Raw genomic sequence first — 17,021 nt, forward strand, 5'->3', positions numbered from 1 at the left:
TATCGTGACGCCCGGCGAGGAAAACCTCTCCGGTCCTGAACGTGCGGGTAACGTGAGCGCGCATTCCACTGACGTCTGAGGAGATCGATGTTGCGACGGGCGACCGCCGACGACCTGCCGAACATGCTCGCGTGGCGCAACCAGGACGCCAACCGGTCGGTGAGCATCAACCAGCATCTGATCACCGCTGAGGAGCACGCCGCCTGGTGGTCCCGGGTCTGCCAGGATCCGACCCGGCGGGTGCTCATGTTCGAGTACGCCTCCCGCCCGCTCGGCGTGGTGACCTTCTTCGACCACGACCCCGCCGCCAGGTCGGCCTCCTGGGGTTTCTATCTCGACCACGACGGCACCACCGCCGACGGCACCGCGCTGCTGGCGTGGACCAAGATCATGCGGGAGGCCGTGGCGTACGCCTTCGCTCCCGGACCGGACGGGCTCGACATCGACGTTCTGGAGGGCGAGGTGCTCCCCCACAACGAGTCCGTGCGCGCCATGAACCGCCGGCTCGGGTTCACCGAGGGCGAGCCCTATGAGCAGACCGTCGGCGACGGCTCGGTGACCGCGATCCCGGTCAGGCTGCACCGCGACGACCGACCCACCCGACGTTCCGGCAAGGAGCAGTGATGACCGTCCACGAGATCACCGTCGGCGACCGGCTGATCGGTCCCGCGCACGAACCGTTCGTGATCGCGGAGATGTCCGGCAACCACGGCGGCGACCTGGAGCGGGCGCTCGACATCGTGCGGGCCGCGGGCGAGGCCGGCGCGCACGCGCTCAAGATCCAGACCTACACCGCCGACACGATCACGCTGGACGTCGACACCCCCGCCTTCCGGCTCTCGGCCGACCACCCGCTGTGGCCCGGCCGTCGCCTTCACGAGCTCTACGAAGAGGCGCACACGCCGTGGGAGTGGCACGAGCCGATCTTCGCGCTGGCATCCGAGCTGGGCATGGTCCCCTTCTCCGCCGCCTTCGACCCGACCGCGGTCGACTTCCTGGTCGGGCTCGGCGTGCCGATGCTGAAGTCGGCCTCCTCCGAGATCACCGACCTGCCGCTGGTGCGCGCGATCGCCGAGACCGGGTTGCCGACGATCATCTCCACCGGCACGGCGACCCTCGCCGAGATCGACGCGGCGGTGCGTGCGGCACGGGCGACCGGCAACGACGATCTCGTCGTGCTGGCCTGCACCGCGTCCTACCCCGCTCCTCCGGAGGCCTCCAACCTCCGCGGGATCCCGGTGCTGCGCGACGGGCTCGACGTCGCCGTCGGCCTCTCCGACCACACGCTCGGTATCGGCGCCTCGGTCGCGGCCGTCGCGCTCGGCGCGTGCGTGATCGAGAAACACATCACGCTCTCCCGCGAGGACGGTGCCGTCGACTCCGACTTCTCCCTGGAGCCGGACGAGTTCGCCTCGCTGGTCAGTGAGACGCGGATCGCCTGGCAGGCGCTCGGCGAGGCCCGGATCGGCCCGAAGTCGGCCGAGCGCGAGGGCCTGCGCTTCCGCCGCTCGCTCTTCGTCACCCGCGACGTGCGTGCCGGGGAGAAGGTCGGACCGGACAACGTACGTTCCGTCCGCCCCGCCGACGGGCTGCCGCCGGGCGACGTCGACATCGTCTTCGGCCGCACCTTCACCAAGGACGCCCCGGCCGGCACCCCGCTCAGCTGGGACCTGGTCTAGACGCGATCGCGGTCGAGGGCGAGGAGCGCGTCGGCGACGCGCTCCGGCCCTCGGCCGTCGACCATGGCCCAGCAGGCGGCGCGCAGCCTCTCCCGAAGGCGTACGTCACCCAGGAGGTCACGCATCCGAGCCACGGCGTCCGCGGAGTCGCCGTCGAGCTCGGCCAGGGTGGCGATCCCGACGGCGAGCTGTTCCTGGTCCATCCGGACGTACGCGTCCTTCTGGTTGTCGGCGACGCAGACGAACCCGACGGCCGCGCCGAGGCAGAAGAGCTCCCAGGCGGAGGTCCCGGCGGCACTGAGGACCACGTCCGAGTCGGCGACGAGCTCGGCCAGGGTGTCGGTCGGCCCGATCACGTGGACGGCCTGGCCCGGCGCAGGAACGATGCCCGCGATCTCCTCGGCCAGCTCCGCGGTGGCAGCGACGGCGGTCAGCTCCACGGCGATCCCCGCTCGCGTGACCAGGCGCACGATTCGTGGGGAGACTCCGAAGGCGTCCGTCCCGCCGAAGAACGCCAGCACCCGCACGGGCGTGTGCTCGTCGGCGGCGGCCTTCGGCGCGCTCGGACGCTGCCGGACGATCTCACGTCGCTGCTGGGCGTAGGCGAGCCCGCCGAGATGCCCGGACCCCTCGGGGAGTGCCCAGGTGGAGGCCTCCGCACCGAGGTTCTGGTCCAGGTACAGGTCGGCGACCCGACCGCGCGGGTCACCGTCGATGAGCGCCAGCAGCGGCCAGCGGTCGCGCAGGTCGGCGTAGACCGAAGCCGGGAGGAGATAGGAGTCGACGACCACCGACGACGGCTCGAGGCGGGCGAGGACGTCGCGGACATCGCCCGGCCCCGGCGACGCGATCTCGATCCCCCGGCGACGCACCTGCTCCGCCGCCCACGGCACCCGGTCCAGGTCCGCGACCATCACGACGCGTACGCCTCGGGCGACGAGCTCCTCCCCGAGGGCCAGGCAGCGCATGACGTGCCCGATCCCGACATCGGGACCGGCGTCGCACACCATCGCCACCCGCCGCAGCCGTACGTCCTCGGACGATCCCACGGACATGTCAGCGCAACCTCCCGGATTCGTCCGTTCCGACGGACGGCACGTGTGTCACCTTTTGCGCGCCACATCGTTGGCGCACCAGTGAGGCCCAGAGTAGAGAGCATCCCCGTGACCGTGCCCAATTCGGACCCCCGAGAGTCCGTCGCCCCGATCGACCATCCTCTCGACGGTGCCAGCGTCCTGGTCACCGGCGGGACGGGCTCCTTCGGGAAGGCGTTCATCCGCCACGTCCTGGACAACCTCAACCCGCGGCGCGTGATCGTCTTCTCGCGCGACGAGCTGAAGCAGTACGAGTGCCGCCAGCTGTTCGGCAACGACCCGAGGCTTCGCTGGTTCATCGGCGACATCCGCGACCGCGACCGCCTGCACCGGGCGCTCCACGGCGTCGACTACGTCGTGCACGCCGCGGCGCTCAAGCAGGTCGACACCGGGGAGTACAACCCCTTCGAGTTCATCAAGACCAACGTCCTGGGTTCGCAGAACGTCGTCGAGGCCTCGATCGACGCCGGCGTCAAGAAGGTCGTCGCACTCTCGACGGACAAGGCCTCCTCGCCGATCAACCTCTACGGCGCGACCAAGCTGACCGCCGACAAGATCTTCATCCTCGGCAACAACTACGCCTCCTCCTACGAGACCCGGTTCTCCGTGGTGCGCTACGGCAACGTGACCGGCTCGCGCGGTTCGATCATCCCGAAGTGGAAGGCGATGGCCGAGCGCGGCGAGGCGCTCGGCATCACCGACATGCGGTGCACCCGGTTCCTGATCACGCTGCCGCAAGCGGTGCAGATGGTGCTCGACACCTTCGAGATCATGCAGGGCGGCGAGCTGCTCGTCCCGCACATCCCCTCCCACAAGGTCGTCGACCTGGCGAAGGCGGTCGCCCCCGACGCGAGCTTCGTCGACATCGGGCTGCGCCCCGGGGAGAAGCTCCACGAGGAGATGATCAGCCCCGAGGAGGGCCGCCGCGCGGTCAGCATCCGCGACGGGAAGTACTACGTGATCGAGCCCGAGAACCCGCAGTGGGGCTACAAGCCGATCATGGACGCCGTGCCGGTTCCCGACGGCTTCCACTGCGCCTCGGACAAGAACGACATCTGGTACGACGCCGAGGACCTCCGCAAGGTCCTGGAGTCGGGGATCTAGTGCTGCCCTACGGCCGCCAGTCGGTCTCCGAGGAGGACATCGAGGCGGTCACGGCGATCCTGCGTGGCGACTGGCTCACCACCGGGCCGACCGTCGCCGCGTTCGAGCAGGCGCTCTCCGACCTGGTCGGTGGGCACCGGGCGGTCTCGTGCACCTCCGGCACCGCTGCCCTCCACATCGCGTACGCCGCCGCCGGGGTGGGTGCCGGCGACGAGGTCGTCACCACCCCGATGACGTTCGTCGCGACCGCGTCGGGGGCCTCGCTGCTCGGCGCGAAGGTCGTCTTCGCCGACGTCGATCCGGACACAGCGCTGATCGACCCGGCCGCGGTCGACGCGCTCGTCACCGACCGCACCAAGGTGATCGCCGCCGTCGACTACGCGGGCCACCCGGCCGACTACGCCGTGCTGCAGCCGATCGCCGACCGGGTCGGCGCGCTGACCCTCGGCGACGCCGCCCACTCGATCGGTGGATTCTCCGGCGGACGCCCGGTCGGAGACCTGGCCGACCTGACCACGCTCTCGTTCTTCCCGACCAAGAACCTCACCACGGCCGAGGGCGGTGCCGTCGTCGCCAAGGATGCCGCCGTCGCGCAGCGGGCCCACGAGTTCCACTTCGTGGGGCTGATGCGTGACGCCGACCGGTTCCGGATCAAGGACGAGGGTCCGTGGCACCAGGAGGTCCACGAGTTCGGGCTCAACTACCGGCTCACCGACCTGCAGTGCGCCTTCGGCCTCTCCCAGCTCAAGCGCCTGGCCGGGTTCAAGCAGCGGCGCGCGGAGATCACCGCCCGCTACAACGCAGCGCTCGCCGACGTCGACGGGCTTCGGCTGCCGGTCCGGCGCGAGGGCGTCGACCCGGCGTGGCACCTCTATCCGGTGCGTGTCCTCGAGGACCGGCGGCGCGAGGTGTTCGAGAAGATGCGGGCGGCCGGCATCGGCGTACAGGTCAACTACATCCCGGTCTACTGGCATCCGGTCTACGCCGACCTGGGCTACCAGCGCGGGATGTGCCCGAACGCGGAGGCGTTCTACGCCGAGGAGCTGTCCCTGCCGCTCTACCCCGACCTGACCGACGACCAGGTCGACCAGGTCGTCGAGACGCTGGTCGGAGTCCTGTGAAGACCGCAGTCATCACCCAGGCACGCATGACCAGCACCCGCCTCCCCGGCAAGGTGCTTCGCGAGGCGGCCGGCGTCACCATGCTCGAGCACCACCTCGCCCGGCTCACCGCCGCCGGGCTGCCGGTGATCGTCGCGACCACCACCAACCTCGACGACGATCCGGTCGCCGTCCTGGCCGACAAGCTCGGCGCCGGGGTGGTCCGCGGCAGCGAGCCCGACGTACTCTCGCGCTTCGCGCTGGCGGTGCGGGAGTTCGAGCCCGACGTCGTCGTCCGGGTGACCAGCGACTGCCCCTTGATCGACGGCGAGGTCGTACGCCGCGGCATCGACGCCTGGGCCGCCGCCGACGATCCCGCGCTCTATGCCAGCAACGCCCTGGAGCGCACCTACCCACGAGGCCTCGACTTCGAGGTCTTCTCCGCGACGGCGCTGCTGGAGGCCGACGAGCTCGCGACCGAGACGCCCCACCGCGAGCACGTCACCCCGTGGCTCTACACCGACGAGACCCGGCCCCAGCTCAACCTGCCGTGGGAGCGGGACGCCTCGGCGTACCGGATCACCCTCGACACCCCCGAGGACCTGCGGCTCCTGCAGCTCCTCATCGAGGACCACGACGCCCACCGGCTCGACACCCGCGGTCTCGTCGCCCTCCTGGAGACCCATCCCGAGCTGGTCGAGATCAATGCCCAGATCGAGCAGAAGAAGCTCGGCCAATAAGCCCCGGAGGGTAAGATTCGCACTACGCGGGACGTCGCGCCGCTCTCCATCCCAGCGACATTCGGGGAGCGTTGCATGCAGAAGACTCTGATCGTCCATTCCGGCACCTTCAAGACCGGGAGCACGGCGATCCAGACCTTCCTGGCCCGCGCCCACCGCGAGGGAAAGCTCCCTCCCGAGGTGGCCTACCCCACGATCGGCCGGGGCGAGCACAGCGTCCAGCACCAGAACCTCTACTCCCAGCTGCTCGGCGAGGTGCTCTTCACGCCCGCCCTCGGCACCTGGGAGCAGCTTGTCGAGTCGATCGCCTCGGGCACCGCCGAGACCACGGTGATCTCGTGCGAGTCGTTCTCGCTGCTCAAGCCGGAGCACATCAGCGCGATCGCCGACTACGCGCGTCAGGCAGGCGCGAAGGTCCGTTGGGTCCATTACGTTCGCGATCAGGCCACGTTCTACAACGCCTTCTACGTCGAGCGGCTGATGGTGATGAGGCCCGAGCACGCCGAGCTGGTCGATCTCCCCTTCGAGGAGTTTCGCGACTGGTCACCGCTCGACATGAGCTTCCTGCGCTACGGAGAGTTCGTCGACACCATCACCACCGCCATCCCCGACGTCGACCTGCGGCTTCGTCCCTTCATCCGCAAGGAGCTGCGCCACAGCAACGCCGTCGCGGACTTCCTCAGCACGTGCGAACTCCCGATGCAGGGCGAGGGGGCGGGGTCGAGCAACGTCGGATCGGGCTGGCGGACCGTCGAGACCGCGCGCCACCTGGCGCCGATCGTGGCGGCGGCCCCGATGCGTGGTCGGCTCCGAGGCGTCGACTCCTACAAGGCCACTCGTCTCAGGTGGATCCAGATCCTCCGTGGTGAGCTCGTCACCAAGGCGACCCAGCTCGGTTGGAACAGCTCCAGCGCGGTCTACATGACCTCCGAGTTCCGCCAGGAGCTTCTCGACGACTACCGCGACGACAACCTCCTCATCGGCAAGCTCGGCGGCTTCTCCTTCACCGAGATGATCGAGCAAAGCACCTTTCCGGACTACAACATCGGCGACTACGCCGAGATCCCGGGCGATGAGGTGATGCAGGTCGTGAAGCTGGTCATGCAGGGCCTGCACACGATGCCGGAGGAGATCCAGCAAGAGGTCGAGGACGCCCGCGCCCGCCGGAGGGAAGCGACGCCACCCTCGCGACGGGACCGGCTCCGGGCCATCCTGCGCCGCTGACCGGAGCCCACTGCCGAACAACGCCGAGTCGGCTCATCCTGACGCTCAGCAACGCCGAGTCGGCGCGTCATAACGCGCCGACTCGGCATTCTCAGCGGTCTCCTAGCGCAGGTCGAACACGGAGTACAGGCCGCGCTTGAACCTCGGCTGGCCGAGCTCGCGGCGCAGGCCCGGGAGGTCGGCCCGATAGCGACGGTCGACGACGAGCCAATCGACCCCGTGCTCCTCGCGCAGCGTGGCGAGCGTCGCCGGAGACGGGTGTGTGATCGCCGCGTCGTTGGCCGCGAGCAGCTCCGGATCCCAGAACGGCAGGTAGGCGGAGTTGTTGAGGTCCGTGGACGGCAGCCCGACCACGAGCGGGTCGATGTAGGCCCATCCTTCGACCAGGACCCGACGCTCGGCGTACGCCGCGATCCAGAAGTTCCGGCGATCGCAGTCGGGCACGGGCAGCCCGATGCAATGGGCGTTGGTCGCGATCAGGTCATCGGGCTGCGAGTGCTCGCGGACGAACCGCGCGGCCGCGACTCCGCCCGGGCCGATGATGTCCGTGTCGACCGCCCGGGAAACCGCCGGCCCGATCGTGGCGAGAGCGATGGTCTGTGGCGCCCCGGCGAGCACGACCCCCAGCATCAACGCCACGACGGCCGGGAGCGTCGCGACCCTCGAGCGCCTCACGTAGACGAGCACGACGACGAGGGCGGCAGCGAGCACGAGCAGTCCGATGGCGAGCTGGGTCAGCAACGTCGGCGTGAAGACCTCGCCGCCGGCCGGCATCTCGCTGCCGACCATCAGTCTCACGGTCACGACCACGAGCCAGCCGAGGGCGGCGCAGCCGACGATCCGGACGCCGTCGCGCAACGACAGGTCGACGGGGACGATGTCCGAGAGCGAGACGGCGATGAGCACGGCGAGGAACCCGCTGGCGCCCAGAAGGAAGTACGCCTGGCTCAGCGCGGGATGGCTCAGGACCATGAACGCGCCGGCACCGGCGGCCCAGGTGCCCGCCAGGAACAGGAAGTCGGGGCGTCGCCAGCCGCCACGCACCAGGGCCACGATCACCGGCACGGCGAGGAGGACGAACCCGACCGTGAAGCAGACCCAGATCGCCCACGGCGCGGACCCGGGCAGGGTCTCGCCCTCGGGCAGCATCAGGATGCCCAGCCGCTGAACGGTGCTCCCGTTGAGATCGATGCCGGTCGCCCGGGTGCCGCCGCCGTAGAACAGCTGCTGGGCGACCAGGAAGACAGCGACGGCCGACGCGAGCAGGGCGCCGAGGGTGCGGACCATCCGCGGGCGACGCAGCACCGCCGAGATCACCAGCGCCAGGAACAGGCCGGCGATGATCGTCGGCAGAGCCGACGATTTCGCGCCGGCCACAGCGACCATGACGACCACGGTCAGCACCCACGGTCCCCAACGCCACCGCTCGCGCCGGATCATCTCCACGACCAGCACCATCAGGACCATCTGGAGCGGGATCACCAACGCGTGAGTCGGGCTGTCGAACGCGCGCGTCACGGAGTCGAAGGCCAGCTGCGCGGGGCTGACCAGGCTCGTCCAGCCGAAGAAGTCGGGGGTCGCCCCCGTCGCGAGGACGAGTGCAGCGACGAACCCGGCCCACTTCCGTCCCGTGAGACGGATGGCCGCGGCGTACGCTCCACCGACCGCGAGCAGGACGAGCAGCGCGATCGACATGCTGCGCATGAGCACGATGAGCTCGATGTGCGTGACCGTCGCTGCCGACGCCAGGTGGACGTAGACGAGCCAGTGGTAGAAGAGCGGGGTGCCGTCCACCCACGGCATCTGGGCGGGAAAGTGGTGCAGCAGATCGCCGGCGATCGCGAGGTGGAAGGGCTCGTCGACGTACGGCGCCCGCAACGCGTCGACCGGTCTCTGGGTCCAGACCTGGTTCGCCACCAGAAGAACCTGTACGCCCGCCACCGCCGCACCCGCCCACGACCACACGCGCGCCCGTCCGATCACCACCGGACCCACCCGTCGGCGGCGCCGGACGACCAGCAGCGCGCCGAGGAGCACCGCGACCGGATACCCGTAGATCAGCTGGGTGAGATCGAGCAGCCGCAGCAGCACGTAGAGCGGTGCTTCGAGGACGAGCCCGAGGATGGTGCCGAGCACCAGGTCGTTGCCGAGGCTCGGTCCGGGCTTGGCGACCGCTCGCCACACCACGGTGCCGGGGAGGGTGAGGAACGCCAGGACGTACGCGGTGAAGAGCAGAGCCTCGGCGAGATCGACCCCGGCGACGCGGATCGCGAGCACGAGCGTCGCACCCACGACCAGCACCCCGGGGAGCAGCCCGGACCAGGACCCACCTGGGAAGACGCGGTCCGAGAGCGTGCGGTCCGAGGAAGGCTTCGCGCCAGGTGCGACGCCTACGGTTGCCGGGTCTGCAGTCACGCGGGCGATCATGCCAACAAAACGCCTACACGGAGTACACCGAAGCCCCTCCGGATGCGCTATTTTCCTAGCGATGTCCCTCACCCACACCGTCTCCGTCGTCATCCCGGTCTACCGCGGTGCCGACACGCTTCCGGAAGTGGTGAGCGAGGTCGTCGACCTCGCCGAACCGTTCGTCACTGCGGACGGGCACCAGGGACGTGTCACCGAGATCCTCCTGGTCCACGACCACGGCCCGGACGCCTCCGATCTCGCGCTCCGGCAGCTCGCCGAGAAGTACGACATCGTTCGCCCGATCTGGCTGAGCCGCAACTTCGGCCAGCACGCCGCGACCCTCGCCGGACTGGCCTCGTCGGGGTCGGACTGGATCGTCACGATGGACGAGGACGGGCAGCACGACCCGGCGTACATCTCACCGATGCTCGACACCGCGCTCAGGGAACGGGCCGCGCTCGTCTACGCCCGCCCCACCAATCCGGCGCCCCACGGTCCGCTGCGCAACCTGACCTCGCGCGGCTCGAAGGTCGTCGTCGACCGCCTCATGCCCGGTGGCAGCGCCCGGCAGTTCAACAGCTTCCGGCTGATCCTGGGCGAGTACGGCCGGAGCGTGTCCGCCTACGCCGCCAACGGGGTCTACCTGGACGTCGCGCTGAGCTGGGTGATCTCGGACGTGGCGACCTGCCCGGTGGAGCTGCGCGAGGAGGGCGAGCGACCCTCCGGCTACAACTACCGCTCCTTGATGTCGCACTTCTGGCGGATGGTGCTCACCGGCGGCACCCGTCTGCTGCGGGCGGTCAGCATCTGCGGAGCCCTGCTCGCCGCCTCCGGCATCGTCCTCGCGGTCGCGCTGGTCGTCGCTCGGCTCGCTGGCGGGGTCCCTGTCCAGGGCTGGACCTCGTTGATGGCGGCCGTGCTGGTCTGCTCCGGCTCCATCATGCTCACTCTCGGAGTGATCGCCGAATACCTCGGTGTCTCCGTCAACATGGCCATGGGCAAGCCGCTCTACGTCATCGTCAGCGACCCCGCGAACGGCCCGCTTCGCGAGGGACCCCGGCCCGGTCGCCCCGAGTGACCGGCGCCCCGGATCCGTCCAGACCGCCCACGCTCGTCGTCGGTGGTGGCGGCCTGCTCGGCCGCCACGTACGCACCGCGTTCGCGTGCTCCGGGTCGTCCGTGCACACGACGAGCGTGCCCTGGGGCGACCCGGCCGCCGCCCGCGCCGTCCTGAGGTCCGAGCTCGCCGCCTTCATCGGCTCGTCGCCGGACGGCCGGGTCAACATCGCCTGGTGCGCCGGCGCGGGCGTGGTGTCCACCCCGGCCGACGAGCTCGAAGCCGAGGTGTCGCTCTTCCGCGAGGTGCTCGACGACCTGCGTACAGCTCTGCTGCCCACCACCCGGCTCGCGTTCTTCTTCGCATCCTCCGTGGGTGGGGTCTACGCCGGCTCGGCCGACCCCCCGTTCACCGAGCTCTCGGAGCCGCGTCCGCTGGTGGCGTACGGCAGGGCCAAGCTGGCCATGGAGGAAGCCCTGGCCGCATTCTGCGCCGAGACCGGATCGGTGGCGCTCCTCGGCCGGATCACCAACCTCTACGGGCCCGGCCAGAAGCTCTCCAAGCCCCAGGGCCTCGTCTCTCAGCTGTGCCTGGCCCAGCTGCGCGGCACGCCGCTGCCGGTGTGGGTCTCCTTCGACACGATCCGCGACTACCTCTATGTCGGCGACTGCGCGGAGATGGTCGTCGACGCCCTCGACGGTCTCCACGAGCACGTCAGGGATGCCGGGTCGAACGCCGTCGTCAAGATCCTGGCCACCGGCACCGGAACGACCCTCTCGGCCGTCGTCGGAGAGATCAACCGGGTCTTCAGACGGCGGGCACGGCTGCGCATCCCGGGAGCCGGCACGCCCGGCCAGGCCCGCGACCTTCGGGTCCGCAGCGTCGTCTGGCCGGAGCTCGACAAACGGACACAAACGCCTTTCTCCGTTGGCGTGCGTCGCATCGCCGATGAGATCGCGCTGGCCTACGCTGCTGGTACCTCCGCCCCTCCGACGCACGTGAGCGAGATCTCCATCCGATGACCGAAACGGGCATGCTGCTGGGCAGCACGACGGGCGGCTCTCCCTCGATCGCGCAGAGCGACTACTGGTGGTACCGAGCGCGCACCCGGATCCTCGAGACCGTCATGAAGCCGTACGTCGGGACGCCACGCCGCCTCCTCGACGTCGGCAGCGCCGACGGGCCCAGCGTCACCTGGCTCGAGGGCACCGCCGAGCACCACGTCTCGCTCGACGTCGACCCGCGTGGCCTTGCCGACGGCGGTGTGTGCGGCTCCGCGACCCGGCTCCCGTTCGCCGACGGCTCCTTCGACGTGGTCGCGGCCTTCGACGTCATCGAGCACTGCGATCCCGAGGCCACCGCGCTCGCCGAGATCGAGCGCGTCCTCGCCCCCGGAGGCCGCTTCCTCATGTCCGTGCCGGCGTACAACTGGGCCTGGACCCGCCACGACGACCACAACCACCACTACCGGCGCTACACCCTGCCGCGGGCGGTCGAGGCGATCCGGGCGGCCGGGCTCTCGCCCGTGCGAGCGACGTACGGCTTCACGGGTACGTTTCCGATGTTCGCCGCGCAACGCCTGGTCACCCGGGTCAAAGAGCGCGGTCCGGCCCGTGCCCGGCAGCTTCCCGACGGCGGCGTCGCACCGCTGCCCGAGGTCTCGCCCGGGATCGAGAAGGTCCTGCTCGGCGCCACCCGCATCGACGAGCGGCTGCTGCCCCGACTCGATCTGCCGTTCGGGTCCTCGGTGCTGGTCGCGGCGGTCAAGACCGACTGAGAATGCTTACACTTCGATGGCGGGACGGTCGCCGTTCGCCAGACCGTGGAGACTGAAGACTTGGACACGAGCAATCACTGGTACGGACACGCCCACATCCTCTCGGAGTACTGCGGACTCCCGTTCGAGCAGCCGCGCCCGATCTGGGGCGTGCTCCAGCACGGCTGGAACCTTCTGCACGGCTTCGGCCCCGGCCACGAGCCGCCCTACGGCTTCCCCAAGTTCGTCTGGTCCCACGCGAACCTGCGCCGAGGCCAGGCGGTCGGCTGGCGCGACTACGCGGTGATCGGCGCTCCCTGGAACTACCTGCTCGAGCTCAAGAAGGACGTCGAGCCCGTCCCCCCGGCAGCCGAGCGTGAGGGCACGATCTTCTACCCGTTCCACACCTGGGACCACGGTGAGATCAACGGCGACCACGACCGGCTGATCGCGGAGATCCGCGACACCGAGGACGGCCCGGTGACCGTCTGTCTCTACTGGATCGAGTACGACATGCCCGAGATCCGGCGCCGCTACGAGGACGCCGGCTTCCGGGTCATCTGTCACGGCAAGCGCGGCACGCTGCGTCAGGGCACCGACATCCGCTTCCTCCACAAGCAGTACGCGGAGCAGATCCGCCACCGTCGGGTCGCGTCGAACCGCCTGACCACCGCCATCTTCTACGGCGCGTCGGTCGGTTCCGAGGTCGCGGTCTACGGCGACCCGATGACCTTCGCCGACGTCAGGGACGCCAGCGTCAGGGACGGGAACGAGCAGGCCAGACGCCTGTTCCCCGAGTTCCATGGCGTCGAGACCGACGCAGAGGAAGTACGCGCCACGACTGTGCGCGAGCTCGGGCTGGACGCCATGGCGTCGCCTGCTGAGCTGCGCGCGCTCTTCGGATGGGAGATCACAGCATGAACGACACCGACACGCCTTCGAAGCTCGACGCCTACAGCGTCGTGTCGGGAGACATGTACGACTGGTCCGACATGGTCGGCGCTCGTACGCTCCCTCGCGGACCGGTCCTGACCCGCTTCGCCGTCGCGACGGCGGACAACGCCTCCCACCTCCTCGTCGTGGGCCCGCACGACCTCGATCTGCTCGATGCGGCCATCGGCCGAGCCGCGACGACGACCGTCGTCCTCCGCACACATCCCGACGCGAAGCTCGTCTCCGAGCGGTACGCCGACAGGTCTGTCGACGTCGTCTGCGGTGACCTGCGTTCGTGGACCCCCGATCGGCCGGCCGACGCCGTGCTCGCGCTGGACGGGTTCGGACGGGTCGCGACGATCGACGCGGCCCCGACGGACTGGCACGCGATCGCCGAGCACCTCGTCGGCCTGGCGACACCCGACTCGCGGCTGGCGGTGGTCGTTCCCAACCCGGCATCCCCGCTCACCCAGCTCAGGACCGTCGCTCCCGAGGCATCCGACGAGGATGCCGACTGGTCGTTCCCCGTCCATGATCGGGCGAACCCGCCGAGCCTCGCGGACGCGAGCGCACGGTTCGCAGGTCGTGGCTACACGCTGTGGCCCGACGTCGGTTCGCCGACCCTGGCCGCGGCTCCCGAATCCTGTTCGGTGGCGCTCGCGGTCGCTCACGGACGCCCCTCCGACACCCCCACGCTGCGGGAGGTCCAGCCCACTCTGGGTCGGACGCTGGACACGCTGGGAGCCGAGGCGGCTGCCGGCGGTTGGCTGGTCGCGCGGGGCCTGGAGCCCATCGCGGCTGTCGTCGGCGTCGATCGGACCGGCGACGAGACGTCCTGGACCGCTGCCGAGCGGTCCTGGCTGGTCGAAGCGATGCGCGACTCGGCACGCCGGGACGCCTCAGGCCTTCGCCGCCACGTACGCCTGCTGCGCGAGGCCGTGGCCGACGCACCCGAGCGATGGTGCGGTCTTCAGGTCGACGAGATCGGCCTCGACGCCGGCAGCGTCGTCCCGGTTCACGAGTCGACGGTGAAGCTCGGCGAGTCCGCCGAGGAGATCCTCCTGGGGCTGCTGGACGAGCTCGCCGCGTTCATCTGCGCGGCGGGATGGCGTCACCCCTGGCCCGCCGGTCGCGGCCGGGACGAGCTCACCGTCCTGCTCGCGGCGACCATCGACGTCGCGGTGACTCCGGCGGACGTACGCAGGGTGCGTCAACAGCGAGAGTCGTCGCTCACCTCGAGCGGCATGACACCGGTGGTCGCACCGCGGCAGGCACCGCAGGACGCCGATCCGGGCGAGCTTCGGAAGCTGATGGCCGAGAACGAGGCGCTGCGCGGCCAGGTGACCTGGTTCAAGCAGCAGATGCGTCAACGTCAGACGATGACCCACGAGGTACGCACAGCAGCCCGCCGCGACGTCGCGGGACTGAACGATCGCATCAAGGAGCTGGAGGACCAGCTGAGCGCTGCGCAGGCCCCGGCGGTCAACCGGGTCGCCAAGCGCGCCTCGACCGTCCCCGGGCGGGCACGCTCCGGCATCGGACGCGTCCCCGGTGTCCGGCCCGCGGCCCGCCTGCTCCGTAGGGTTCTCCGCGCGATCCGACGCGTGGCCAGGCGCTAGTCAGCCGGTCACGCGTCGGTGGGCACCGGCGGCGCGAGCCGCAGGTGGATCTCGTCCGACCAGCCGAACTCGAGCTTCGCCGCCTCGGCAGCGGCGGGCTGAGGCACCCGTTCGGAGAGCTCACGGGCAACGACGATCGGCTTGTGGTCGCGGCCGTCCAGCAACGACCACTGCGACGTCTCGCACGCATCGTGCTCGACCGCGGTGCTCCGCAACGCGCCCACCGGCACGGTGATCAGGAAGACCCCGTCACGGTCGGCCACGTCCAGGGAGACATCGAGGGGCTTCTCCGGGGTCGGCCAGGTCCGGAGCACCGCTCCCGTGGACTCCAGCCGGGGACCGTCCGGACCACGCAGGATCAGGTCCTCACCCTGCCACCAGGCATCGTGAACGACGGGACGGTCGGGCGTCGCGGTGATCACGAAGGAACCGTTCGGGTCGCGGGTGGCGTTCACCGCGCGCCCCTTCAGCAGGGATCGAGACCCGATAAAGTCCGGATGCACCGGCAGTGGAGACGTACGTCCCTTCCGGGACAGTTTCACCCGGGTCGGCACGATCTCCTCCATGGGCATGTCCAGTCCGGACTTCTCGAGGACAGCCTCGACGGGCACCGTCAACCGCCACGGGGTGATGCCCCGCTCGCCCCGCTCACCGATCGTCAGCGGGTGGGTCACCACCGAGCCGCTGCGGTCGGTGAGGGTCAGCTCCGCCGACTCGGGAGGAGTGCCTCGGAACGCGCCTCGGATCTCGATCTCGTCGCCGAGATCCGTGGTGTGATCCACCCAGGCGTCCGGAAGGTCACGAACGGTGACCCCGAAGCCTCCGGGAAGGCGTCCTGGGCGGCACCAGCGGTTGCCGATGCGCCGCCAGCCCTGCCATCGCTCCCGTCCGTCTCCCGACGTCGTCACCTGGATCACGTCGCGGACATCGCGGTTGCGGATGCCGATCATGAGGCGCCACTGGCGATCCCCTGCCAGGTGTGACGGGTCGATGCTCAGCTCGAGCGTGGACCGGTCCACCTGGCCGAACGGGATCGCCCTCGGCAGAGCGACGTGCTCCACCGGCACCCTGCCGCCGGCGGGACTCTCCAGCCACACCTTGAAGCGGGTTCGTGGCGCGAGCGCGAGGGTGTTGATGCCGATGTTGACCCGGACCGCGACTCGGGATCCGCTCCACCAGGCCTCGGTCGCCACCGCCTTGGCCTTCATGTACGCCGGGGCCAGCCGGAACACCGAGTCGGGGACCCCGACCGCGGCGTCCTCGAAGGAGGGGAGCTTGGCGTACCAGCCGTCCTTGCGGCGGGCCAGCGGCGCCTGGGTCCCGAACTCGGCGCGATAGCGGGTCAACCTCGTCAGCGCGTCACGTCGACGGCGCTTCAGCAGGTCGAACACCAGTCGCTCGAACGGTCCCTGCCGGTTGAGGATCGCGTCGTCGACGCGCGCCAGATAGCGCTCGGCCAGGTCGAAGATGCGCCCGGACTCGTCGGCCGGATGGTCCTCGATCGACCGGGCGAGCACCTGGACATCGGTCGCCGCGAGATGCGACTTGACCAGGTCGGACAGGTAGGGAGCCTGACCCTCGACCATGTCGAACAGCATCTCGGCTGAACGTACGCGGTCGGTGAGGTTGTCGAGGTTCCAGTGGCTCTGCGTGATCGAGGCCTCGCCACCGTCGCGGTGCCGCCAGTAGTAGATCGGCTCGGCGAGAACGTCGACCTGCCGGGCGCGGATGTGCGCGGCGAGGGCGACCGGGTAGTCCTCGTAGAGCATGTCCGGGTAGCTGAGGCCGGCGGAGTCCCAGAAGTCACGCCGGTAGACCTTGTTCCAGATGTAGCGATCGATGCCCAGGATGTGGGTCCGGCTGCAGTGCGTCGCGATGCGGGTGGTGACGAACGGGCGCCGGTGCGACCACGACTGCCAGACCGACACCGAGTCGAAACGGCGGGCGTTGCCCGCCACGAAGTCGGAGCCCGAGCGCGCCAGCGTGTCCGTCATGAGCTGGTACGCGTACTCCGGGACGTAGTCGTCGGCGTCGACGAACGCGAGCAGGTCGCCCCTGCTCTCCTGGACCCCGATGTTTCGGGCCACCCCGACACCGACCTTCTCCGAGGAGACCACCCGGAAACGCGAGTCGCTCGACGCGAACCGATCGGCAACTGTTGCGGACCCGTCGGTGGAGGCGTCGTCGACCATGACCACCTCGAAGTCCGAGAAGGTCTGGGCGCGGAGCGACTCCAGGCACGTCTGCAGGAACGGCTCCACGTTGTGAAACGGGATGACGATGCTCAGAGCGGGATGCGGCACATT

Annotated in this window: 14 protein-coding genes; 11 read left to right on the top strand and 3 right to left on the bottom strand. The window is 69.9% G+C overall.

Going from position 1 to position 17,021, the window contains the following annotated elements; all coding sequences use genetic code 11:
* Positions 1 to 87 precede the first annotated feature (87 nt).
* Together ACFV9G_RS15660 and pseI are read left to right on the top strand one after the other, a co-directional pair.
* Positions 88 to 624 carry a GNAT family N-acetyltransferase gene (locus ACFV9G_RS15660; protein ID WP_378728399.1) on the top strand — a complete coding sequence of 179 codons (537 nt, stop codon included), beginning with the start codon at positions 88 to 90 and terminating at the stop codon, positions 622 to 624.
* Positions 624 to 1,679: a pseudaminic acid synthase gene (gene pseI / locus ACFV9G_RS15665; protein ID WP_378728400.1), complete on the top strand. Its 1,056-nt coding sequence runs from the start codon at positions 624 to 626 to the stop codon at positions 1,677 to 1,679. The genes ACFV9G_RS15660 and pseI overlap by 1 nt, the downstream gene beginning before the upstream one ends.
* Here pseI and ACFV9G_RS15670 read toward each other — a convergent pair.
* Positions 1,676 to 2,734 (bottom strand): PseG/SpsG family protein, encoded by a 1,059-nt coding sequence (locus ACFV9G_RS15670; RefSeq protein ID WP_378728401.1) that lies wholly within the window; start codon positions 2,732 to 2,734, stop codon positions 1,676 to 1,678. The genes pseI and ACFV9G_RS15670 overlap by 4 nt on opposite strands.
* 108 nt (positions 2,735 to 2,842) lie before the next feature.
* On the opposite strand from ACFV9G_RS15670, the gene pseB reads away from it, so the two are divergent.
* The 4 genes from pseB to ACFV9G_RS15690 all read left to right on the top strand — a co-directional run bounded on the left by pseB (position 2,843) and on the right by ACFV9G_RS15690 (position 6,941).
* Complete coding sequence (gene pseB / locus ACFV9G_RS15675; protein WP_378728402.1) at positions 2,843 to 3,877, top strand: UDP-N-acetylglucosamine 4,6-dehydratase (inverting); 1,035 nt, start codon at positions 2,843 to 2,845, stop codon at positions 3,875 to 3,877.
* The gene (locus ACFV9G_RS15680; protein WP_378728403.1) at positions 3,877 to 4,998 is read left to right on the top strand and encodes a DegT/DnrJ/EryC1/StrS family aminotransferase; all 1,122 of its coding nucleotides are present in this window, start codon (positions 3,877 to 3,879) and stop codon (positions 4,996 to 4,998) included. Before pseB ends, ACFV9G_RS15680 begins: the two co-directional genes overlap by 1 nt.
* Positions 4,995 to 5,717: a cytidylyltransferase domain-containing protein gene (locus tag ACFV9G_RS15685; RefSeq protein ID WP_378728404.1), complete on the top strand. Its 723-nt coding sequence runs from the start codon at positions 4,995 to 4,997 to the stop codon at positions 5,715 to 5,717. Before ACFV9G_RS15680 ends, ACFV9G_RS15685 begins: the two co-directional genes overlap by 4 nt.
* 75 nt (positions 5,718 to 5,792) lie before the next feature.
* Positions 5,793 to 6,941, top strand: a complete 1,149-nt coding sequence (locus ACFV9G_RS15690; protein ID WP_378728405.1) for a hypothetical protein — start codon at positions 5,793 to 5,795, stop codon at positions 6,939 to 6,941.
* Between the two features lie 102 nt (positions 6,942 to 7,043).
* Here the strand turns inward: ACFV9G_RS15690 and ACFV9G_RS15695 are convergent, their stop codons facing one another.
* Entirely contained in the window at positions 7,044 to 9,356 is a 2,313-nt protein-coding gene (locus ACFV9G_RS15695; protein WP_378728406.1) for a hypothetical protein, read from the bottom strand.
* A gap of 73 nt (positions 9,357 to 9,429) precedes the next feature.
* Here ACFV9G_RS15695 and ACFV9G_RS15700 point away from each other — a divergent pair, with 73 nt between their 5' ends.
* The 5 genes from ACFV9G_RS15700 to ACFV9G_RS15720 are packed head-to-tail and all read left to right on the top strand — an operon-like array spanning position 9,430 to position 14,715.
* Complete coding sequence (locus ACFV9G_RS15700; RefSeq protein ID WP_378728407.1) at positions 9,430 to 10,428, top strand: glycosyltransferase; 999 nt, start codon at positions 9,430 to 9,432, stop codon at positions 10,426 to 10,428.
* Positions 10,425 to 11,429, top strand: coding sequence for an NAD-dependent epimerase/dehydratase family protein (locus tag ACFV9G_RS15705; RefSeq protein ID WP_378728408.1), 1,005 nt, complete (start codon positions 10,425 to 10,427; stop codon positions 11,427 to 11,429). Before ACFV9G_RS15700 ends, ACFV9G_RS15705 begins: the two co-directional genes overlap by 4 nt.
* Complete coding sequence (locus ACFV9G_RS15710) at positions 11,426 to 12,184, top strand: class I SAM-dependent methyltransferase (protein WP_378728409.1); 759 nt, start codon at positions 11,426 to 11,428, stop codon at positions 12,182 to 12,184. Before ACFV9G_RS15705 ends, ACFV9G_RS15710 begins: the two co-directional genes overlap by 4 nt.
* 60 nt (positions 12,185 to 12,244) lie before the next feature.
* On the top strand, positions 12,245 to 13,084 hold the full coding sequence (locus ACFV9G_RS15715) for a hypothetical protein (RefSeq protein ID WP_378728410.1): 840 nt from the start codon (positions 12,245 to 12,247) through the stop codon (positions 13,082 to 13,084).
* A complete protein-coding gene (locus ACFV9G_RS15720) occupies positions 13,081 to 14,715 on the top strand; it encodes a hypothetical protein (protein ID WP_378728411.1) in 1,635 nt (544 codons plus the stop codon). Before ACFV9G_RS15715 ends, ACFV9G_RS15720 begins: the two co-directional genes overlap by 4 nt.
* 8 nt (positions 14,716 to 14,723) lie before the next feature.
* On the opposite strand, the gene ACFV9G_RS15725 is transcribed toward ACFV9G_RS15720, so the two are convergent.
* Positions 14,724 to 17,018: a glycosyltransferase gene (locus ACFV9G_RS15725; RefSeq protein WP_378728412.1), complete on the bottom strand. Its 2,295-nt coding sequence runs from the start codon at positions 17,016 to 17,018 to the stop codon at positions 14,724 to 14,726.
* Positions 17,019 to 17,021 lie beyond the last annotated feature (3 nt).

The organism is Nocardioides sp. NPDC059952 (assembly GCF_042730435.1).
Lineage (GTDB): Bacteria > Actinomycetota > Actinomycetes > Propionibacteriales > Nocardioidaceae > Nocardioides.